General features: G+C 36.7%; 18 protein-coding genes. 9 read left to right on the forward strand and 9 right to left on the reverse strand.

Features of this window, described 5'->3' with window-relative positions; translation table 11 throughout:
* Nucleotides 1-96: 96 nt before the first annotated feature.
* Both DWB61_RS01805 and DWB61_RS01810 read left to right on the forward strand, forming a co-directional pair.
* Nucleotides 97-1,803 (forward strand): patatin-like phospholipase family protein, encoded by a 1,707-nt coding sequence (locus DWB61_RS01805; protein WP_125029180.1) that lies wholly within the window; start codon nucleotides 97-99, stop codon nucleotides 1,801-1,803.
* 96 nt (nucleotides 1,804-1,899) lie between these two features.
* Nucleotides 1,900-2,661, forward strand: coding sequence for an NYN domain-containing protein (locus DWB61_RS01810; RefSeq protein WP_125029181.1), 762 nt, complete (start codon nucleotides 1,900-1,902; stop codon nucleotides 2,659-2,661).
* 92 nt (nucleotides 2,662-2,753) lie between these two features.
* Here the strand turns inward: DWB61_RS01810 and DWB61_RS01815 are convergent, their stop codons facing one another.
* The 3 genes from DWB61_RS01815 to DWB61_RS01825 form a co-directional block, all read right to left on the reverse strand.
* Nucleotides 2,754-3,500, reverse strand: coding sequence for an acyl-CoA dehydratase activase (locus DWB61_RS01815; RefSeq protein ID WP_125029182.1), 747 nt, complete (start codon nucleotides 3,498-3,500; stop codon nucleotides 2,754-2,756).
* Nucleotides 3,501-3,678: 178 nt separating this feature from the next.
* Entirely contained in the window at nucleotides 3,679-4,953 is a 1,275-nt protein-coding gene (locus DWB61_RS01820; protein ID WP_156190143.1) for a double-cubane-cluster-containing anaerobic reductase, read from the reverse strand.
* Nucleotides 4,954-5,132: 179 nt separating this feature from the next.
* Nucleotides 5,133-5,996, reverse strand: a complete 864-nt coding sequence (locus DWB61_RS01825) for a DUF6398 domain-containing protein (protein ID WP_125029184.1) — start codon at nucleotides 5,994-5,996, stop codon at nucleotides 5,133-5,135.
* A 108-nt stretch (nucleotides 5,997-6,104) separates the two neighbouring features.
* On the opposite strand from DWB61_RS01825, the gene DWB61_RS01830 reads away from it, so the two are divergent.
* On the forward strand, nucleotides 6,105-7,049 hold the full coding sequence (locus tag DWB61_RS01830) for an NAD(P)-dependent oxidoreductase (RefSeq protein ID WP_125029185.1): 945 nt from the start codon (nucleotides 6,105-6,107) through the stop codon (nucleotides 7,047-7,049).
* A gap of 13 nt (nucleotides 7,050-7,062) precedes the next feature.
* Here the strand turns inward: DWB61_RS01830 and DWB61_RS01835 are convergent, their stop codons facing one another.
* Nucleotides 7,063-7,476 carry a DUF2752 domain-containing protein gene (locus tag DWB61_RS01835; RefSeq protein WP_125029186.1) on the reverse strand — a complete coding sequence of 138 codons (414 nt, stop codon included), beginning with the start codon at nucleotides 7,474-7,476 and terminating at the stop codon, nucleotides 7,063-7,065.
* Nucleotides 7,469-7,822 carry a TM2 domain-containing protein gene (locus tag DWB61_RS01840; RefSeq protein ID WP_125029187.1) on the reverse strand — a complete coding sequence of 118 codons (354 nt, stop codon included), beginning with the start codon at nucleotides 7,820-7,822 and terminating at the stop codon, nucleotides 7,469-7,471. The genes DWB61_RS01835 and DWB61_RS01840 overlap by 8 nt, the downstream gene beginning before the upstream one ends.
* Before the next feature lie 217 nt (nucleotides 7,823-8,039).
* On the opposite strand from DWB61_RS01840, the gene DWB61_RS01845 reads away from it, so the two are divergent.
* Nucleotides 8,040-8,474 (forward strand): globin domain-containing protein, encoded by a 435-nt coding sequence (locus DWB61_RS01845; RefSeq protein WP_125029188.1) that lies wholly within the window; start codon nucleotides 8,040-8,042, stop codon nucleotides 8,472-8,474.
* A 78-nt stretch (nucleotides 8,475-8,552) separates the two neighbouring features.
* Here the strand turns inward: DWB61_RS01845 and DWB61_RS01850 are convergent, their stop codons facing one another.
* The gene (locus tag DWB61_RS01850; protein ID WP_125029189.1) at nucleotides 8,553-10,199 is read right to left on the reverse strand and encodes a dipeptidyl-peptidase 3 family protein; all 1,647 of its coding nucleotides are present in this window, start codon (nucleotides 10,197-10,199) and stop codon (nucleotides 8,553-8,555) included.
* 167 nt (nucleotides 10,200-10,366) lie between these two features.
* On the opposite strand from DWB61_RS01850, the gene DWB61_RS01855 reads away from it, so the two are divergent.
* Nucleotides 10,367-11,560 (forward strand): C1 family peptidase, encoded by a 1,194-nt coding sequence (locus DWB61_RS01855; RefSeq protein ID WP_125029190.1) that lies wholly within the window; start codon nucleotides 10,367-10,369, stop codon nucleotides 11,558-11,560.
* A 15-nt stretch (nucleotides 11,561-11,575) separates the two neighbouring features.
* The gene (locus tag DWB61_RS01860) at nucleotides 11,576-12,211 is read left to right on the forward strand and encodes a MarC family protein (protein WP_125029191.1); all 636 of its coding nucleotides are present in this window, start codon (nucleotides 11,576-11,578) and stop codon (nucleotides 12,209-12,211) included.
* Between the two features lie 92 nt (nucleotides 12,212-12,303).
* Here DWB61_RS01860 and DWB61_RS01865 read toward each other — a convergent pair whose 3' ends face one another.
* Nucleotides 12,304-13,914 carry a SulP family inorganic anion transporter gene (locus tag DWB61_RS01865; RefSeq protein ID WP_125029192.1) on the reverse strand — a complete coding sequence of 537 codons (1,611 nt, stop codon included), beginning with the start codon at nucleotides 13,912-13,914 and terminating at the stop codon, nucleotides 12,304-12,306.
* Between the two features lie 382 nt (nucleotides 13,915-14,296).
* Between DWB61_RS01865 and DWB61_RS01870 the strand changes: the two genes are divergently transcribed.
* Nucleotides 14,297-14,764 carry a Dps family protein gene (locus DWB61_RS01870; RefSeq protein WP_125029193.1) on the forward strand — a complete coding sequence of 156 codons (468 nt, stop codon included), beginning with the start codon at nucleotides 14,297-14,299 and terminating at the stop codon, nucleotides 14,762-14,764.
* A gap of 82 nt (nucleotides 14,765-14,846) precedes the next feature.
* On the opposite strand, the gene dxs is transcribed toward DWB61_RS01870, so the two are convergent.
* A complete protein-coding gene (gene dxs, locus DWB61_RS01875) occupies nucleotides 14,847-16,748 on the reverse strand; it encodes a 1-deoxy-D-xylulose-5-phosphate synthase (protein ID WP_125029194.1) in 1,902 nt (633 codons plus the stop codon).
* A gap of 290 nt (nucleotides 16,749-17,038) precedes the next feature.
* On the opposite strand from dxs, the gene DWB61_RS01880 reads away from it, so the two are divergent.
* Both DWB61_RS01880 and DWB61_RS01885 read left to right on the forward strand, forming a co-directional pair.
* Nucleotides 17,039-18,043: an OmpA/MotB family protein gene (locus tag DWB61_RS01880; RefSeq protein WP_125029195.1), complete on the forward strand. Its 1,005-nt coding sequence runs from the start codon at nucleotides 17,039-17,041 to the stop codon at nucleotides 18,041-18,043.
* Nucleotides 18,044-18,177: 134 nt separating this feature from the next.
* Nucleotides 18,178-18,978 (forward strand): BtpA/SgcQ family protein, encoded by an 801-nt coding sequence (locus tag DWB61_RS01885; protein WP_125029196.1) that lies wholly within the window; start codon nucleotides 18,178-18,180, stop codon nucleotides 18,976-18,978.
* A 78-nt stretch (nucleotides 18,979-19,056) separates the two neighbouring features.
* On the opposite strand, the gene DWB61_RS01890 is transcribed toward DWB61_RS01885, so the two are convergent.
* Nucleotides 19,057-20,373: an acetyl-CoA hydrolase/transferase family protein gene (locus DWB61_RS01890; protein WP_125029197.1), complete on the reverse strand. Its 1,317-nt coding sequence runs from the start codon at nucleotides 20,371-20,373 to the stop codon at nucleotides 19,057-19,059.
* Between the last annotated feature and the right edge of the window lie 308 nt (nucleotides 20,374-20,681).

Consider the following 20,681-nt stretch of genomic DNA (forward strand, 5'->3'; position numbering starts at 1 on the left):
TATTGATCTCACCTCTTTTCTTGTTAAATTTATTCTGCGGGTTTATCATCTCTCGTAGCCTGGATTTATGTCGTATTCTTTATAAAAGAGACTGCTATGGAAAAAGAAAAGAAGAATTCATGCCCTCAAATTAATCTTTTCGAAAATATAGCGCTTACCTTTAGCGGTGGAGGTTATCGAGCTTCAGCTTTTGGATTAGGTGTTTTGTCCTATTTAAAGCTGGTTCAGTTTAAGGATAAGACTTTATTGGAGCATGTAAAAGGATTAAGTACAGTTAGTGGTGGAACACTAATGGGAGGCACTTATGCTTATTATATGGCAAAAGGGAGTAGATTCGAGACATTTTATCGTGATTTTTACAAAGTTCTTAATGAGGATAAGCTTTTGGGACTTGCGCTCGAAAAGCTTGATTCTGATGAAACGTGGGAGATATCACACAAAAGACGTTCACTAATTAATGCTTTTGCTTTAGCCTATAGTGATTTACTTACTGATGAGGATTTTAAGTTTCTAAAGCAAAATAAATCACATCTTGAAGATATCTGTTTTAATGCGACTGATTTTTCTTTTGGCTTGGCTTTTCGATTTCAAACCACAGGTCGTTTTGGGAATTACCGTCTTTATAATCATCATTTAAATCAAATTAGCGATGAGATTAAGATTGCCGATGCTATTGCTTCTTCTTCATGTTTTCCTATAGGTTTTGAACCCATACTTATGCCCGATGATTATGTGAGTGATCACAACTCAGCAGTCTATAAGGCTCTTAAGGCACAGCCAGAATTCAAAAATGGGGTTGGTATTATGGATGGAGGAATTGTCGATAATCAAGGAATAGGTAGTATTATAAATGCTGAGGTTAGACGCGTGAACGAGGGCGAATCTTATGATCTGATTATGGTTTGCGACGTGGGGAGCTATTTTATGGAGGCTTGGGAACCTTCAGAAATTGAAATGGTTAGAATGGGTTGGTCTAAGAGTCCTAAGCAGTTATTTAGTCTTCTCGTGGAAAAATTGAAGCTAAGTTGGTGGTTGTGGTTACCGCTGCTCATCAGTTTTGGTTTATTACTATCAGGTTTTATGAATAGACCATCGGTTGGGCTTTTTATAGGTGGAGGTGCAATGGCTATGTTCGCTCTTTTCGCAATTGCTCTTAAGTATTTTATCGGTAAAATGGAGGAGAAATCGATCCGATTGTGGACCTGGATGATGGGTATGGTTCCCAAATTCATGAAGGGTAAGTTAAATCGATTTCAGAATCTCAAACTTCGCTTGATACAAAGAATGATTGAAGAAAGAGGGACTTCATCATTACTCATGATTAGTGATATCTTCTTGAAACAAATCCGGCGATTGAATTATGACTTACTTTATAAGGATGAGTGTTTGAAAAATAGGCGAATTACGACTTTGATTTATGAATTGACCAAAGAGCAGTATCAATTGGGAGATTCTGATGAAAAGGAAATGGATATAAAAGTAGAGCTGATAAATGAGCCAAGCGAATTGATTTATAATTCGGCCAAGATTGCTTGTGAAATGGACACGACACTCTGGTTTACCGAAGAGGATAGAGAAGTTTCCAGACTTAAAAATCTGGTTTCATGTGGACAATTTACGGCTTGTTACAATCTTTTGAAATATTGCATGAATTTAAAGAAAAGCCAGGCGAGAGTGGATACTCAATTGCTTGATCAGATGATAAGTGTTTTTTATGCTGATTGGAATAAATTCATAAAAGATCCTTACTATATGCATGATTATCTTGAAATAGAAGATGATGTGCTAAAAAATGTTGGCTAGATAATGAAATCGAAGCCATTAAACTTAACTTTAAGGGAGTAGTCGCTTGCGAAATATTAATTATCAAAGCGATATGATTCCTATATTATAGATTATATGAAAACAAATGAAGATTTAAAACTTGCTGTTATAATTGATGCAGATAATGTGCCTTCGTGGAATGTGAAAAGTATGATGGAAGAAATTGCCAAATATGGCGTTCCAACCTTTAAACGAATTTATGGAGATTGGACAAAGCCTAATTTAGCTGGCTGGAAGTCAGTTCTTCTTGAGAATGCCATTACACCCATACAGCAATATGGTTATACGTCGGGAAAAAATGCGACAGATTCAGCTATGATTATTGATGCTATGGATATTTTATACACCGAAAGAGTGGATGGATTCTGTATTGTATCTAGCGACAGTGATTTCACAAGATTGGCAATCAGGTTAAGAGAATCGGGGATGAAGGTGTTTGGCTTTGGGGAACAAAAAACACCAAACCCTTTTATTGTAGCTTGTGATAAGTTTATTTACCTTGAAATTCTAAAAAGTTCGAGTCCTGCCGAACCTTCAGTCGTTGATGAAACACCTAGGAAGGAAGTGGTGAAAAAGTCCTCGATCTATAAGCTCGATAAAAAGATTATTAGTCTGGTCGCTTCCAGTATTGATGATATCGCTGATGAGGATGGGTGGGCATTTCTTGGTGACGTAGGAAATCTCTTGATTAAGAAAAGGCCGGATTTTGATCCTCGAAATTATGGTTTTGAAAAACTAACCCCATTAATCAAATCTCTTAAAAAGCATTTTGATATCGATGAGCGTGAGACAGATAGGGCCACAATAAAACACGTGTATATCAGAACAAAAAAATAAGGACATCACAGTCAATTGAAAACTTGCATCGTTAATCTTGATTCAAGTTTTCTTTTTTTTTCAGTTAAAAAGGTGTTTTCTGATGATGGACATTAGGATAGCCCAGCCAGAATTGCGGCTCCATGCGCACCTACAAATTGGGGGTTTGTTGGGATAATAATATTTTGACCCAAAGCTTCTTGTAAAAGTTGAATCATACAACTGTTATTAGCAACACCACCAGCAAACATTAGAGGAGTGCTTATATTTTGACGGCGAAGCATGCCCACCGCACGTCTACACACTGATTGATGAATAGCCAAAGCAATATCACTTCTTTGACAGCCTTTTGCTAATAATGATGTGACTTCCGATTCTGCAAATACAGCACACATGCTATTGATTTCGATACCTTCAGTGCCTTCTAAAGCTGCTGCTCCCAGACTTGGTAGCTCAAAGCCTAAAGTTGTGGCCATCATTTCAAGAAATTTACCCGTGCCTGCTGCACACTTATCATTCATCTCAAATTTAACCACTTTACCATTTTCATTTATGGAAATGACTTTGGTGTCTTGTCCTCCAATATCCAAAACACTTCTAACTCCGGGAAATAATGCAGTTGCCCCAGCTCCATAGGCTTTTATTTCTGTAACGGTTGGGTAATCAAAAGCGACCTCTACAATGCTTCGTCCATAACCGGTTGCCATTATCTTGTCAAAAGAAATACCTGAAGTTAACTCTTTAACTCTCTCTATAGGATTGTAGCCCGAATCTGCTTGCTTACTATGAATAACATGACCATCTTTTAACACAATGAGTTCGATGCTTCTAGAGCCAATATCAATACCTGCTAGTTTCATATGTTTTTAACTTTATAATTTTTGCCATATGTAACTTACCATATAATCATTTCCCTGTGTGCAGAAAGTTTTATGAATGGACGTTTCATGGTTTTAGTTTAATTTCTTATTAGGATCGAAACATGAAGAGTGAGAAACAGAATTTGTTTCTCACTCTTGAAATATTAATAAGCTCTATTTATTTAATGATTTCAACAAAAGCTTCCACACGGGTTGATAATTGCCCCATATCTTCTTGACTGTAATCCGTTTCAAGTCGTAAAACCGAGATGTTTTGTTTCTCCAACTCTTTTTCTACAGAGAAAGATTCCATAATATAAGGTTGGCAGAACTGAAGACCGTAATGAATAACACCATCAGCATTGTACTGCTGGCTCATTTCCTTAATATGATTAACACGCTCCTGGTTAGGAGTGAATACCGCGCAATCTATCTTAAGATAACGATCGACAATAGCATCAATTAAACCATCTAAATTATCAGCAGTATCGTCTGTTAGGTTGCGTTGACCGCGTTCTCCAATACAAGACTCTTCCCCAACAATAACAGCTCCAGTTGATTCGATAATTGAAGGCAGCTTCCAATTTGGAATTGCCATAGGGCATCCTGATATTAGAACACGAGGAGCTTTAGCTGTTTTTACTCCTTCATTTTCTTTGACTTTCAATTCAAGTTCATCACAGATAGCATTCACTTTTTCAGTGAATCGAATTGGGTTATCTAGAAATGCAATTTGATTAATTAATAAGGCATCTAAACCTGAAATTGGTGCAGGATCTGCTGCACGAAGCATTGATAGACGACGTAAAGCCTGTCGTTTTGCATTCACAGTTGCTATACCTTGCTTTAAAGATTCAAGGCTAATGCTTTTACCAGTCATTTCTTCAAGCTTTTCAATAAAGCTTTTAAACTCCTGCTTAAGCATATGCCTAGCCATAGGTGTTTTGGTTTGAGGTAGGTCCATTTGATAGAAGTTAGGAACCATATCCTTGAAAATCTCAAATGACTTTTTCTTACCATCACAAGTATTTTCACCAACAATCATATCAGATACTTCCATATAAGGACAAACTTTTCCAAGCTTGAATCCAAAAAAGGATTTAATAAGAGAACAGGTGTTACGAGGCAGTACTTTTTCAACTTCTTCCTGAGCAAAATCAGCTCCAGCACATAAACCAACAGCAGTACAACCTGCAGCTAAGACAATCTCTTCAGGAACAAAAACGCAAAAAGATCCAATAATTTTGCGACCAGCTTCTTGCTCTTCACGCAATTCCTGAATTCTCAGACCATGAGCCTCGCTCATTACAAAATCGAAGTACGACATGCCTTCAGGTCGTTTCTCTTGTGCCATGAAAATAGACTGATATGCATGTCCTAAATTGTCCAATAGAGCATTGTGATTGTCATGGTTTAAACCAAGTTCAGTCCACATTTGCGTGTAATCTGCCATAATAAAATTTGTTTTTTTTGATTTGGCTGCAAAAGTAGAAAGGTTTTATACTCATTCCTAAATATAGGGTCTATATTTTAATCATGTAATTCATCATTATATATATGCGTGTGTATTCTTTTATTGCTTTAGGATTTTGATTAACTAAGAAATAGAGTGTTTTGATATGAAGAGAAAAGTTAATTTTGGGAGAAGTCAGGTGGCTTGTTCTTGTCTTTAGGCCCAAGATCATCATCAAAGAAATCCTCATCATCAAAATCATCCAGCAATTCCCCAGTAAGATCCATCACATGAGACGAACTTTTTACGTCGAACCATTGTAAAAATTCCATGAAATTTACCTCAGGGAATTTGGAATCGATCTTGATATATCTAGCCAGTTCAATTTTAAATATTTCTTCGAAATTTTCGTGTAGCTCTTCCTCTAATGATGATTCCAATTCGATATCCGGAATCAGATAAATATTAAAATCTGTTTTCATTTCATGGGATAAATCATCTATATTGGTTTGTGTGGCGACCCAATCCCAGAACTTTTGTTTAGGAATAATCGTAAGGGCACTATAATCAGATTTAGGGATAATCGGGCAATCAGGGTGGCCTGCATGCTTTAGTATTTCTTCAACCTCAGCCTCTGAAACGCCAAATTTCTTAATAATGACCTCTTTTATTTTATCTATAGGATTATCATGTTGTGAGGCTTTAATCAAGTATTGTGTGTTGTAAGAGCTTAAATGTAATAAGTCTTGTATTTGTATTGATTTGACCTCTATGACCTTTGAGCTTGTCCCAAAGTGCTGATTGAATTCAGTTTTGCTGATGCTGGGGGTTGATTTAGAGTGAAATAGGAAGTTAATAGACCCAACAGCATGAACTATGCTGGCAGCCCAAATATTTTCTTGACCGCTAAGCATTGGCTTATCAGGATGCTTCTCCAGTTTACTCAATATTTTCAAGCAAATTTCAGCATATTCCTTACTTTTTAAGACTTCGTTGCCGAAATTGTTTAGCAGTTCCTTTATAATTTCTATTTTTGAAGACATGTTACTTTGCTTTAGTCATACTAAATTTAAGAAATATTGAGGATAAATCACTTTTAATGTGATGAATAACAACTAACGGACTTTTACCATTCCTATATCTATTACAAAATGAAGATCTCTATTTTAGAACCTATTGGAATTAGTGCTTGCAAATTCAATCAACTCAAACATGATTTTGAAGCCTTAGGACATGAGCTTATTTTCTTTTCTGATCGAAATGAAAACGAGAATGAATTGATCAAACGAGCGGAGTCTGCTGATGCTATTGTTGTGAGTAATATTCCAATTTCGGCTAATTTCATAGCTAACTGCCCTAATTTGTCGATGATTTCTGTTGCTTTTACAGGTGTTGATCATATCGATATGCAGGCTTGTAAGGATAGAGATATATTGGTAAGTAATGCAGCAGGATTTTCAACAGAATCAGTGGCAGAATTGACTCTTGGAATGATTTTATCTTTGTATAGAAAAATTGTAGGGGGAGATGCGATTACACGTTTTGGAGGTAATCGTGGCACTTTTTTAGGCACTGAACTTAATGGGAAATGTATTGGAATTATTGGTGCAGGTGCTATAGGATTAAGAGTTGCAGAAATAGCCAGAGTGTTTAATTGTAGAGTATTGGCTTATAGCCGAACAGAAAAAAAGATTGATGGCCTTGAATTTGTAAGCCTATCAACACTATTGAAAGAAGCAGATATTATCTCTTTGCATACACCTTTGACTGAAGAAACAAAGGGGATGATAGGAGCTGATGAATTCAAAGCGATGAAAGAATCGGCTATTCTTATTAATACGGCTAGAGGTCCAGTTGTCGATAGTGAGGCGCTTTGTAAAGCTTTAGAAGATGGTGAAATTGCAGGTGCAGCCATTGATGTTTATGAAAAGGAACCACCTTTGGAAAAAGAACATATTTTATTCACGGCACCAAACCTAATCATGTTGCCGCACTTGGCATTTGCCAGTCACGAATCATTCGATAAGCGTATCGATATTGTGATGGATAATATTAAGCTTTGGCTTGAGGGAAATCCTCGAAATATTATGAATTAATTTGAGAATAAACCTAGTGAATAGCTTTATAGATATTCCACATCCATATAATAAGAAACAGGAGGATAATCGGTATGATTATTCTCTTTTTTTTTAGCTTGTTGTTGACGGTCAGGTAAAATCTATAGAAGCCATCCTTTTTGGTAGAAATATCATATGTTACCCAGAAAGAAGATGCTATTAGGATGAAAAGTGAGCTGTAGGCGAATGGGTTATATTGGAAAGCTTTGTAGAAATTCCCCTTAAAAATTTCGACAATACCAGAGGTGGAACCACAGGCAGGGCAGGGCAGACCACTTACGGTCTTAAACCAACAAACAGTAATTCCTTCTCCACTTGTGTTAGTAAAGAAGGAATTGTAGATAAGCCAGCCGTAAGCTAAAACTGAAAGTAGAGTAACGAGCTGGTATAATTGTTTCTTAGGCATTATACATTAATGCTTGTTGAAGCTTTTCGTAGTTAACCTGACGAGTTCGTTCCATAATAATAAACCAATCAACTATAATCCAAATAAAAAGACCACCACAGGTCAGTAATTTGATGATACCTAAACCTATATCACCAATAAAAAAACGATCAAAAGAAAATGGAGCTACGATATTCAAAAGTGATAGAATAAGTGCTACTGTTGGATCTTTAAGATTCAAAGTTTGTAATACTATAAATTTATCATCATCAAGATCCTGAATCATATTTTTGATTGCAGGAATCTGATAACTTTCAAAATATTTAGCATTAGTCATTAGGAATAAATCAACTTTGCTTGTATCCATATTGTGTCATTTTAAAACAAGAAAACTTGTTTACGTTGTAAGGTTTTGATCTTATAAATCTATAAAAAATATATCAGATTAAAAATCTTCGCTCAAAATGCTAATTTAAGACTTGAAAGTCTTTAATTTGTGTAGAATTTGGAGAATAAATATTAAATGAACCCTTTTCAGAAGAAAATTCTGAATTAATTGTGGCTGTTAGATGAAAATGTTAGGTATGAAATTAGAAATTACACCTGTTCCTGAGGGTGGAGGACGGCCTCAAGTAACTCGTCCCGATGTCCGATTATTAGATTGTATTGGAGAAGAAGGCGTGAGAAAGATGGTGAGCGATCATTATGATATTTTACGCAATGGTGAAATTGGAGAAATGTTTCCTCGTTGGGATAAGGAATTTGAGGCAGCTAAGCTGCGCTCATCAGATTTTTTTATTCAAGCTTTAGGTGGTCCTGATTATTTCAATCAAAATCAGGGAAGCCCAATGTTGGTAAGTCGTCATGCTCATTTTAAAATTACACCTCAAGCACGAGTTGTATGGTTGAATGCTTATCAAGAAATTCTTCCCAAACTTGACGCTCCAGAAGAATTAGTGGTGTCATTCTGGAACTATTTGAATGTTTTTTCAATTTGGATGGTGAATACAAAAGCTTAATGTTTTGAATATAGACGATAAAAAAAAGCGGCTATTTCATAAGAAATAGTCGCTTTCTGTATCTTAATATTTAAGTTTTTACAATCCCAGTACTTTCATACCTTGCTTGTAAACGATATCCTTAGGAATACCAGCATTGTTTACACGATCTAGGTCTGCTTGAAGACCTTCACTAATGTTTCCTTTTTCGGCGATTAATTTCTTAGCGCCTTCGTAGTTTGCATCACCTTGAAGAACCATCAACATTTCACCCATAGAGATCATTGCAGCTTTCATCTTCTCGAAATCTACTTTGTACGTTCCAGTTGCCTCGTCACGAGTGAAAGCACCAGTCTCTTCAAAGTGGTAGAAACGAATCATGTTAGCTTTACCGTGAGCACTCGAAGCACCAAAACGAACTGAGCGGAATGTACTAGCCATAAAGGTAACGTAGTTATCCATTAGGTCTTTGTCTTTAATCTCGCCCCACTCAGATAATTTAGTCACCATATAAAGACCTAAAATATCAGCTTTTCCTTCTTCGATAGAAGTATAAGCATCCTTAAGGGCTTTACGAACGGTTAATGTTTGATCGGCAAGTGTGTATTTGATGCCTAAACCGTGAGCCACTTCGTGAAACATCGTGTTCTCGAAGAAAGCGTCGAATTTAACGTTCTTACGTTGGCTTTCGTCAATCAAAAGGTTTGAGATAGGAACTAGAATCTTATCGAATTTAGCCTGCATTGCATTTTTCAACTGCAGTTTACGGCTACCTTTAGCAAGATGTACTCTTGGGTCGTTTGGTAGGTTAATCGCAATGTTTTTGCTGCCTGCATTACAGTCTCCACCATAATAAATAACGTCATATGCATTCATATCTGCATTCGCATTCGCTTTTTCAGCTTTATATTCTGCAGGAACAGGAAGACTCTCTTGTAAACGAGGAAGAAGAGCTCCAAAACGAGATAGTGTCTTAGACCAAACTTTATCCTTAACCAGGATTTGAGCAGAATGGGAAGCCTTGTAACCGTAAAGTGCATCTTCGTATGTTTCAATAGGCCCAACAACAAAATCAATTGTGTTGTCTTGCATATCCATCCAAGCCATATCCGAAGCTAAATAGTCATCAGTCAATAAGGCTTCAGCACGCAATTCTAAATATTTTTTCAAACCAGCATCTTCAGCTAGTTCAGCAGCTTTTAATAATAAAGCAGATGCTTTTTCAGTTTCTGTCTTATAAGCAACGTGATATGGAAGAACAACTAGTTTTCCGTTTTCGTCGCGGCGAACAACCGAATAAGTACTGCTCTTTAAATCATCCTGAATAGCATCAAACTCTTCTTTTGTCATATCAGCTGGATAAAAGTTGGCTCCAGCCGGTTTTTTGCCATAGGTGTCAATAAAAGAAGCTTGGTTATCAAGTCTGTCCCAAGGGCCATAATTGATTTTTGCATAAGCAACAGCAGCAGGATCTTTCAATTTTGAAAGGAATTCTGTTTTGTCACCAATAGCATCTTTCCAGAAAATTTCTTCCATAATTTCTGACACTTCAATCAGAATAGGAAGCATTTGCTTTTCCTTTTCAGTAAGCAAAGAAACGTCAGTTTTCAATTCAACTTCGGCATATTGGTTTACTTTTTCCTGAAGAGGAGATACGGTTTCTTTTTTACAACATTGCTTCTCTTTGCAAGATGTAAATCCTAAACTAAAAATGGCGATTAAGGCCAGAGATGCTAGTTTGTTCATTTGTTTGTCTTATTAGTTTATTGATGTTTACTTTTTTCCTTCTGCTTTAATATGAAACTATGATGTCAATAATCATTAGTTTTGTATTTTGATCTTCAAAAATACAAGCAAAGAATTGTAATACCAATACTTAAGTCTAATAAAAACAACCTAAATTTTTCTTTAAGATGAACACAAGAATAATAGTTGCTGCAGTTTTGATTTTGGGATCTCTCTCATCATCATTTGCCAAGAAAAAAGAAGAAAAGAAAAGCTATCAATTTACTATTGAAAAGCAGCTGAAAGCCACGGAAGTAAAAGATCAGCATAGATCTGGAACCTGTTGGGCTTATGCCATGAGTTCTTTTCTAGAGTCAGAACTAATTCGAATGGGAAAAGGAGAGTTCGATCTTTCTGAAATGTTTATTGTGAACAGAAATTATCACCTGAGAGCTAAGGATTATGTGCGTTTTCATGGGATGAAGAGTTTCTCGGCTGGAGCTGAGGGATGGGATGCTTTAAATGTGATTAAGCAATTCGGGATACTTCCTCAGGAGGCCTATACGGGGAATACTTTTGATGAAATACTTCCTGTACATGGTGAGATGGATGCTATATTAAGTGCCTATGTTGACGCTGTTGTGAAGAATAAAAATAAAAAAATTACACCTATTTGGATGAAAGGTTTTGATGGCGTTCTCGATGCTTACTTGGGTGAAATTCCAGAATCATTCAATTATGATGGAAAAGAATACACGACAGAATCATTCACCTCAGACCTAGGATTAAATATGGATGACTATGTTACCATTACTTCATATACGCATCACCCATTTTACGAGAGTTTTATTTTCGAAGGTGCTGACAACTGGTCTTTGGGTGAAGTTTTGAATGTCCCAATGAATGAGATGATGCAAGTTGTTGATTATGCAATTGAGAAGGGCTACAGTATTGCTTGGGGAAGCGATGTGAGTGAAAAAGGGTTCGCATTTAGAAAAGGGGTTGCAGTTGTACCAGAAACGGAATTAAAAAATATGGCTGATTCTGAGATTTCAAAGTGGCAGAATATAAGTAAAGATCAGAAGTCGTCTTATGGAACCGAATATCCTGTAAAGGAAAAAGAAATTACTCAAGAGATGCGTCAAATAGCATTCGATAACTACGAGTCTACAGAGGACCATATGATGCATATTGTTGGAACAGCGAAAGATCAGAATGGGAGCAAGTATTACTTGGTGAAAAATTCATGGGGAACCGATTTGAATTCACATGAAGGCTATTTCTATGCATCGAAAGCATTCGTAGAATACAAAAGCGTTTCAGTATTAATGCACAAAGATGCTATCCCTTTAGATATAGCGAAGAAACTAGGCTTAAAATAAATTGAATTTTAAAAAATGAATGAATATTGGACTTTTGGACTCTTGGCAGTCACCTCGTTTTTTACACTGATTAATCCTCTTGGCGTGATGCCAATTTTTATGACGATTACAGGTGATTTGAATGCCGATCAAAGAAAGAAAACAGCAAGAAAAGCGACTATTGTTTCGTTTTTTACCCTTGTTGCATTTGCCTTTTCAGGGCAACTCTTGTTTCAGTTCTTTGGAATATCGGTTAACAGCCTGAAGATTGTTGGAGGGGTTATTTTCTTTATTATGGGGCAAGATATGCTTCAGGCACGATTGAGTAAAATTAAGGTAAGTGATAGTGAAATTACCGAATATGTAAACGATGTTTCTATCACACCTCTTGCTATTCCTATGATTTGTGGACCGGGAGCTATTACGAATGGAATCGTTTTAATGGAAGAAGCGGGGAGTCTTGAATCGAAGATAATTTTAGTTAGTGCGATTTTTCTGACATGTCTTTTGACTTATATTATTCTTTGGAGTTCATCCCGAATTATAAAATTCTTAGGAGATACTGGTAATAAAATTCTCATGCGCTTGATGGGATTAATTGTGATGGTAATCGCAGTAGAATTCTTCTTTAGTGGCTTACGCCCAATTGTTCAGGAAATGCTTAAGATCTAAATCAGATTAGATCAAAAAAAAACACCTCTCCAACAGGCGTTGGAGAGGTGAAAAAAACTCTGCGACTTTCACCCCAGAGAAAAAAAAAGTCTTTATCCTATCTTTACTTTATCAGTAACAACATAGTAACGAGGATCGTCAATATCGCGAATAATAACAGCATTGAAACGAGAATCAGCACGTTGCAATAATGTGATACAGTCAGCACTTAGATGCTTCAATTTAATACTTTTCCCAGCATTTTCATACTTATCTACTAAATTACTGATCGCTTCAATTCCTGAATGGTCAGCTACTCTCGATTCGATGAAATCAATTTCAACCTCCTGAGGATCGCCATGAACATCGAATTTTGAATTAAATGTGCTGATTGATCCGAAGAATAGTGGTCCCCAAATTTCATAAACCTTCGTGCCATCTTCTCTTACCGATTTTCGGGCACGAATACGTTTTGCATCCTGCCATGCGAATACCAGAGCAGATACAATAACACCAGCCAATACGGCAATTGCAAGGTCGAACATGACTGTTAATCCTGTTACAAGTATAATAACAAAGGCATCGGTACGAGGAATCTTATTCATGATGCCAAAGGTAGCCCAGGCAAATGTTCCGATGACAACCATAAACATCACACCAACCAAAGCAGCAATAGGTACCTGCTCGATAAGTGGAGAAGCAAAAAGAATAAATGCTAATAGCGTTAGTGCAGCAATAATACCAGACAAACGACCACGACCACCAGACTTAACGTTGATAAGTGATTGACCAATCATGGCACATCCACCCATACCACCAAAGAAACCAGTGACGATATTTGCAGCACCCTGAGCCATACATTCGCGGTTACCATTTCCACGAGTTTCAGTAATCTCATCAAGTAGGTTAAGAGTCATTAGGGATTCAATCAATCCGATAGCAGCAATGATAGATGCATATGGTAAGATGAATTTGATGGTCTCTAAATTCAGAGGAACCATTGTGAAAAGCTGAGACTGGAAAGTAGGTAAACCACCTTTTAGTCCTGAGCCACCACCATCACGGATAAATGAACCTACTGTACTCACATCTAATCCACCAAAAATGGCAAGTGCTGAAACAGTTAAGATCGCAGCCAGAGCTGCAGGGACTTTAGTTGTGATCTTAGGTAATAGGTACATGATACCCATGGTTAATACCACTAATCCGATCATTGTATATAAAGCACTGCCTATCAACCAAACAGATTCTCCATCTATTTTCTGAGTAAACATGCCTAGTTGTGACATGAAAATTACAATAGCCAAACCATTCACAAAACCCATCATTACTGGATGAGGAATGAGTCTAACGAATTTACCAAATTTGAAAACACCTGCTAAAAACTGAAAAACTCCAGCCAGAACAACGGTTGCGAATAAATAATTTAAACCCATATTTTGAATAGGCTCGATCATATCGAGTCCCATTTGGTTACCATCTTTTACAAGACTTACCATTACGACTGCTAAGGCTCCAGTTGCTCCTGAAATCATACCTGGACGGCCACCAAAAATAGATGTAATTAAACCAATCATGAAAGCGGCGTATAGACCAACTAATGGGTCAACACCTGCCACAAAGGCAAATGCTACAGCTTCTGGAACCAGTGCTAAGGCCACTGTAAAACCTGAAAGAATATCATCTTTTGAATTTGCGGCTTTCCGCTTAAAAAACTCTACCATACTTTATCTCGTCAAAAATTTTGTTTACAAGGGCGCAAAAGTAGTGAATTAAATTCTATCGTCGTGATCCACTCTGACTTAAATGAATAAATTTTGAGCGGAATCGATGTCGTGGCAAGTCATATATGATCGATTTTCGTGAACCAATGAATTACAGTAAAAATTTATTTTTTCTGGAATAATAGAATAAACGTCCTATTTGTACTGAATTAGTAAGGTATATAATGCCCATCTATTAAGATATAAAAACAATCGATTTGATCTATATGTATTTTGTGCGCATATTTGCAGTGTTGATTTTGATGTGTTGTAAATGTTGAATCAACATTTATAAAATAAATTGAATTGGGCTTTTGCCTGTTACAAATAAAAATGAAATAAGATGAAAAATTTAATAGGAATAGATCAGGAAAAAGCGAGCGTATTAAGTGCAAAATTAAACGACTTATTGGCAAATTATCAAATGTTTTACCAGAATTTGAGAGGATTTCATTGGAATATAAAAGGACGTGAGTTTTTTGAATTACACCTAAAGTTTGAAGAGTTATATAATGATGCGGTTATTAAAGTTGATGAGATTGCTGAAAGAATTTTGACCCTTGAAGCAGAACCTTTACATACCTTTTCAGACTACCTTAAAGTGTCAGAATTGAAAGAAGCCAAAGGCATTACGAATGGAGTAGAAGGAGTTGAGATTGTCGTTAAAAATTTCTCCTTGCTAATTTTAAAAGAGCGAGAAATTCTAAGTCTTGCAGGTGATGCAGAGGATGAGGGTACGGTTAGTCTTATGAGCGATTACATTTCTCAGACAGAAAAAACACTCTGGATGTTGAACTCATACTTACGTTAATATAAACCTCTTTTGAAGAGATAAAACAAAAGCACCACATATATACTTGTGGTGCTTTTTATATTTTGCCATGAGTTTGACTTTAGATAAGAAGTTCTTGACTTGCTACTTTAATTCCTTCTTTGTCAAACCCGCATTCTCGATACAATTCTTCTTGGGTACCATGTTCAACCCATCTGTCAGGTACACCTAGGCGTTTAATCCTGGAAGAATAGTCATTATCACTCATAAATTCCAGAACAGCAGAACCTAATCCACCAATTATAGATCCATCTTCAATTGTGATGATATTTTGATGATTTTTGAATACTTCGTGAAGTAAATCTTTGTCGATAGGTTTAAGGAATCGCATATCGTAATGTGCAATTGAGTGCCCTTCTTTTTCTAATTCATCAATTGCATCAGAAGCTTGCATGCCAACTGGGCCAATAGATAGGATCGCTAAATCTTTTCCAACTCTCAATTTTTGTCCTTTACCAATCTCTATTTCTTTAAAAGGAGTCCTCCAATTCAACTCACGACCTGTACCTCTTGGGTATCGAATAGAGAAAGCCCCTTTGCCACCCAACTGAGCGGTGTACATTAGGTTTCGTAATTCTTCCTCATTCAACGGAGATGATATGGTCATGTTTGGGATACAACGGAAGAAAGCTAAATCGTATACGCCATGATGTGTTGCACCATCAGCGCCAACCAAGCCTCCTCTGTCTAAACAAAATACCACATCAACATTTTGCAAAGCAACATCATGAATAACCTGATCAAAGGCACGTTGCATAAATGATGAGTAGATGGCACAAAAAGGTATTTTACCTTTAGCAGCCAATCCTCCAGAGAAAGTAACGGCATGTTGCTCGGCAATTCCCACATCAAAAGCTCTATCTGGCATTTTTTCCATCATAATATTTAATGATGAACCAGTAGGCATTGCAGGTGTAATTCCAACAATTTTTTCATTTTTTTCGGCCAATTCAACTAGAGTGTGACCAAATACATCCTGAAATTTAGGGATTTGCGGACTATCTGATTTCTTTTTAAGAATTTCACCAGTTTGAGCATTAAATTCAGCTGGTGCGTGCCAGTATGTTTGATTTAACTCGGCAGGTTCAAAGCCTTTCCCTTTTTTAGTGATGCAGTGTAGTATTTTTGGTCCTGGAATCTTTTGCAAATCACTCAGAACTTTAACCATATGATTGACATTGTGTCCATCTACAGGTCCAAAATATCTGAAATTTAAGGCCTCAAATAAATTACTTTGTTTTAATAGAATGGTTTTAATACCATGTTCAACCTTCTGAAATAATTTTTGAGTGTTAGGGTTCACTCGGTTAAATTTTCCAAGAAAACGCCAAACATCATTCTTTACTTTATTGTATGTTTGCGAGGTGGTAATATCTAACAAATATTCACTCATCCCACCCACATTAGGGTCGATAGCCATATTGTTATCATTCAAAATAACTAATATGTCAGCATTATTTGTTGCTGCATTGTTTAAGCCTTCAAAGGCTAATCCTGCAGTCATCGATCCATCACCAATTACAGCGACTGTTTTTCTGTCTTTTTCGTCACTTAATTGTGCCGAAACAGCCATTCCTAATGCTGCAGAAATTGAAGTAGAGGAATGTCCAACCGTAAAAGCATCGTATTCGCTTTCCCCACGATTAGGGAATCCACTTATTCCCTTATATTTTCTGTTGGTGTGAAAAAGATCTTTTCGACCAGTCAAAATCTTGTGTCCATAGGCCTGATGGCCAACATCCCAGATCAGATTATCGTAGGGCGTATTCAAAACGTAATGTAATGCAACACTAAGCTCTACGACACCTAGACTAGCTCCAAAATGACCTGGATTACAGGAAACTTGTTCGATAATTTCCTGACGCAGTTCTGTACAAACTTGAATTAGATCATCTTCCGATACCTTTTTTAGGTCGGATGGGAAGTTGATTTGATCCAATAATGGTTTTTCAGACTTTGTCATTTGTTAATCAGTTTATGGTATATTGCTGTACGGATTTTGTCCGATTTTTAAAAATGGTCTAGGGGACGAAGATAGGAAAAATTGAGCAATCCCAAAGCACAGCTATTTCTGGATAGGGTATAAATAGTCAAGTTATTGCTTGATGCACGAGTGACGTATATGACATAAGATACTTAAGCGAAAAGTCGATTTGTATTGTGCGCTAAACTTAGACTTTTTATATTTGTTTTGAAATTTCTTAAAGTTGTAATTTGAGAAAATGGATTAGGTAATTAATTGATAATTAAGATATGAAAAGAATTAAACAGTTTTTGGTTGTTCTTGCTACAGGAAGTGTCCTTTTCTCCTGTGTACCAGCTCGTCAATATCAGAATTTAGAATCCTGGGCTAATGAAAATCAAAAGAAATATGAAGAGCTAAAGGATGCTAATCGCCTATTGATTGAAAATAATACTGAATTGGAGGGGCAACTTGAAGTTTTAGAAGATAAATACAAACGAGCTGATGAAGAATATAAAGAAAGTTCAGAGCGTTTGTTTAAGAGTAAAGAACAATTAAAACGCTGCGAAGTAAATCAAGAGGATTTGCTTGCACAGTTGGCTAAACAACAAAAAGGTAGTGCGAAGGAAGCGAAGGCTCTATTAGATCTAATTCATAAAACTCAGGATAATTTGAATTTACGTGAAGATGAGATAATGAGTTTAGAACAGGATTTGAAACGTAGAATAATAAAGTTAGATGATTTACAGAATGAAATCAATCGTCGTGATAAACGCTTGTTGGAATTAGAAAGTGCTCTGGCAAAGAAAGATAAAGCTGTTATTGACTTGAAGAATAAGGTGATGAATGCTTTAACTGGTTTCGATAATAAGGGACTGAGTATCTCTAATCGAAATGGAAAGGTTTATGTGTCTATGGATGAAAAATTACTTTTCAAATCTGGAAGTTATACCGTTGATGTTAGAGGAGCACAAGCCTTGAAACAATTGGCTCAGGTATTGTCTACAAATAAAGATATTAATATCGTAATTGAGGGACATACAGACAACGTACCTTATAAAGGGAGTGGTGACTTGAAGGATAATTGGGACTTGAGTGTGAAGCGAGCGACTTCAATTGTTAGGATCTTAATTATGAATAAGGGAATTGACCCACAGAGAATGACTGTAGCAGGTAGGAGCAAATATTTACCAATTGTAACCAATGCTAGTGTCGAAGGAAGAAGCAAAAACCGTCGTACTGAGATTATATTGACACCTAAACTAGATGAGCTTTTCCAAATATTGGGACAGTGATAATCTTATGATGTGATAAAGTGTTCGTGTGATAATTCGAAGATGATAGGGATTTTTCGTTACATAATATGATTGATTAGGTCTCATTAATAAGGGTTTTTACATTATGGGCCTTATTAAAATATAAAGAAAGGATGATGCAGTTTTCAGATAAGAAATTAATTATAGGAATGATTCATGTTCAGGCATTGCCCGGGACACCAAATCATAAAATGAATTTGGAGGAGATTTCGGAATTGGCAGTGAAGGAAGCCAGGCAGTATGAAAATGCTAAACTCGATGCTCTTATTATAGAAAATATGCACGATGTACCGTATCTGAAAGGGCAGGTTGGTCCAGAAATTACGGCCGCCATGACTCTTGTGGCTAAGGCGATTCGTGATGCGGTGAATTTACCCCTAGGCATTCAAATTCTGGCTGGAGCTAATAAAGAAGCATTGGCGGTTGCAAAATCGGCTAATCTTGATTTTATTCGTGCTGAAGGATTTGTTTTTGGTCATGTGGCTGATGAGGGGTATATCGATTCTTGTGCAGCAGGATTAATGCGATACCGAAAAATGATTTCAGCTGATAAGGTGAAGGTTTTTACCGATATTAAAAAGAAACACAGTTCTCATGCTATTACATCTGATGTGGATATTGTAGAGACTGCACATGCCGCTGAATTTTTTCTTAGCGATGGGATTATTGTTACCGGTTCATCAACAGGAAAGGCTGTAGATATTCGAGAATTGGATGCCTTAAAAGATACGGTTCGTAAACCCATATTGATAGGTTCAGGTATTACGGCAGATAATATTTCAGAGTACTGGGATTATGCGAATGCCTTTATTGTGGGCTCTCATTTTAAAGAATCAGGTTATTGGATGAATCCAATTTCAGATGAGCGATTATCGGTCTTTATGGAGAAAGTTGACGTATTGAGATCTAGATAATAGATTCTACGTATTATATAATGCATAAAAAAAGCTGCTCAATTTGAGCAGCTTTTGTATTTTGAAATCGGTGAATGATTACTTCACTAAATTGTTTACGAAGTGGTAGTGAGAACCGAATCTTTCGAAAGCAGCTCTATCAAGTTCTTCTCTAAAATCAGGATGAGCCACAGAGATAATTGCTCTTGCTCTTTGCTGAAGTGTTTTACCAAATAGGTTGACACATCCATGCTCCGTTGCAAACCAACGCATGTTGTTACGAGTTGTTACAACACCCGATCCTTGTAATAGAGTTGGTGTAATCTTAGAAACACCTCTACCAGTTACCGAAGGCATAGCGATAATTGGAACTCCACCTTCAGAAGCCGCAGCACCACGAGTAAAGTCAATCTGTCCACCTACACCAGAGTAGTGAGTTGTTCCGATAGAGTCAGCACAAACCTGACCAGTAAGGTCGATAGAAAGAGCCGAGTTGATTGCACAAACCTTAGGGTTTTGCTTGATAATGTGTACACCATTGGTGTAAGCAACATCCATCATTAATACTCCTGGGTTATCATCAACGAAATCGTAAAGTTCTTTTGTTCCCATAAGGAAACCAGCAACGATTTTACCCTTGTCAAGTTTCTTATTCATTCCGTTAACAACACCGCTCTCAACTAATGGAAGAAGTCCGTCAGCAAACATCTCAGTGTGAACACCTAGATTTTTGTGGTTACCAAGCTGAGCTAATACAGCATTAGGAATACCACCAATACCCATTTGAAGACAAGCTCCGTCAGGGATAAGGTTAGCTACATTTTTACCAATAGCGATATCAATTTCTGATAATGGCGCATTGTGATGTTCGATAAGTGGAGAATCATCTTCACAGAAAACATCGAAAGAGCTTAATGGCATCATAGCATCACCAAAAGCACGAGGTACATTTGGATTGATAATTGCCACAACTGTATCAGCCATTTCAACAGCTGCACGAGAACAATCTACTGAAGTTCCTAGAGATACATAGCCATGTTTGTCTGGAGGGCTTACTTGTACAACAGTTACATTTACATTTAGATAGCCTTCGCGAATTAATTGCTGAGTTTCACTAAGGAAAACAGGAATGTAGTCAGCATATCCAGCTTGAGTTTGTTTACGAACGTTAGCCCCAACAAACAAAGATTCTAGGTTGAAAATACCTTCAAACTCTGTTGCTGCATATGGAGCTGGTCCTTCAGTATGAATGTGTTGAATAGTTACATCGTAAATTTCACCATTACGACCTCGGTCACACATAGCATTAATGAACTTGTGTGGCGCTAGAGCAACTGAGTGAAGGTGTACTCTGTCACCTGACTTAATCACCTTTGCAGCTTCTTCGAATGATACTGTTTTGATACCGTGTTGCATTGTTATTCAGTTTATATTGAGCTTATAAATTTCAAATTCGCACGCTAAAGTAGTATATTTTTTAAGCCTTAAAACTGCTCTTTAGCATGATTGCTCAACAACATATTGAAAGCGTGTGTTTTAATTTTTTTTAATAAAAAAACAGCCAGAAGACCCAACTCCTGACTGTTTTAACCCAAACATCTAATAAAACTTAAATAACAAAAAAAACTATCAAACTATTATATTGTTTTAATTGTTGTAATAGTATAGCAGCTATTACAGCTAACTTTATCTCTACTCTGATCCTAAAATCATAAACACAGTTT

This window comes from Ancylomarina euxina, assembly GCF_003863355.1.
Taxonomy (GTDB): Bacteria; Bacteroidota; Bacteroidia; order Bacteroidales; family Marinifilaceae; genus Ancylomarina; species Ancylomarina euxinus.

Bases quoted from the DNA above. Each gene is read 5' to 3' on its own strand.
- DWB61_RS01805 (WP_125029180.1), top strand. From the start codon at position 97: ATGGAAAAAGAAAAGAAGAATTCATGCCCTCAAATTAATCTTTTCGAA.
- DWB61_RS01810 (WP_125029181.1), top strand. From the start codon at position 1,900: ATGAAAACAAATGAAGATTTAAAACTTGCTGTTATAATTGATGCAGAT.
- DWB61_RS01815 (WP_125029182.1), bottom strand. From the start codon at position 3,500: ATGAAACTAGCAGGTATTGATATTGGCTCTAGAAGCATCGAACTCATT.
- DWB61_RS01820 (WP_156190143.1), bottom strand. From the start codon at position 4,953: ATGGCAGATTACACGCAAATGTGGACTGAACTTGGTTTAAACCATGAC.
- DWB61_RS01825 (WP_125029184.1), bottom strand. From the start codon at position 5,996: ATGTCTTCAAAAATAGAAATTATAAAGGAACTGCTAAACAATTTCGGC.
- DWB61_RS01830 (WP_125029185.1), top strand. From the start codon at position 6,105: ATGAAGATCTCTATTTTAGAACCTATTGGAATTAGTGCTTGCAAATTC.
- DWB61_RS01835 (WP_125029186.1), bottom strand. From the start codon at position 7,476: ATGCCTAAGAAACAATTATACCAGCTCGTTACTCTACTTTCAGTTTTA.
- DWB61_RS01840 (WP_125029187.1), bottom strand. From the start codon at position 7,822: ATGGATACAAGCAAAGTTGATTTATTCCTAATGACTAATGCTAAATAT.
- DWB61_RS01845 (WP_125029188.1), top strand. From the start codon at position 8,040: ATGAAATTAGAAATTACACCTGTTCCTGAGGGTGGAGGACGGCCTCAA.
- DWB61_RS01850 (WP_125029189.1), bottom strand. From the start codon at position 10,199: ATGAACAAACTAGCATCTCTGGCCTTAATCGCCATTTTTAGTTTAGGA.
- DWB61_RS01855 (WP_125029190.1), top strand. From the start codon at position 10,367: ATGAACACAAGAATAATAGTTGCTGCAGTTTTGATTTTGGGATCTCTC.
- DWB61_RS01860 (WP_125029191.1), top strand. From the start codon at position 11,576: ATGAATGAATATTGGACTTTTGGACTCTTGGCAGTCACCTCGTTTTTT.
- DWB61_RS01865 (WP_125029192.1), bottom strand. From the start codon at position 13,914: ATGGTAGAGTTTTTTAAGCGGAAAGCCGCAAATTCAAAAGATGATATT.
- DWB61_RS01870 (WP_125029193.1), top strand. From the start codon at position 14,297: ATGAAAAATTTAATAGGAATAGATCAGGAAAAAGCGAGCGTATTAAGT.
- dxs (WP_125029194.1), bottom strand. From the start codon at position 16,748: ATGACAAAGTCTGAAAAACCATTATTGGATCAAATCAACTTCCCATCC.
- DWB61_RS01880 (WP_125029195.1), top strand. From the start codon at position 17,039: ATGAAAAGAATTAAACAGTTTTTGGTTGTTCTTGCTACAGGAAGTGTC.
- DWB61_RS01885 (WP_125029196.1), top strand. From the start codon at position 18,178: ATGATGCAGTTTTCAGATAAGAAATTAATTATAGGAATGATTCATGTT.
- DWB61_RS01890 (WP_125029197.1), bottom strand. From the start codon at position 20,373: ATGCAACACGGTATCAAAACAGTATCATTCGAAGAAGCTGCAAAGGTG.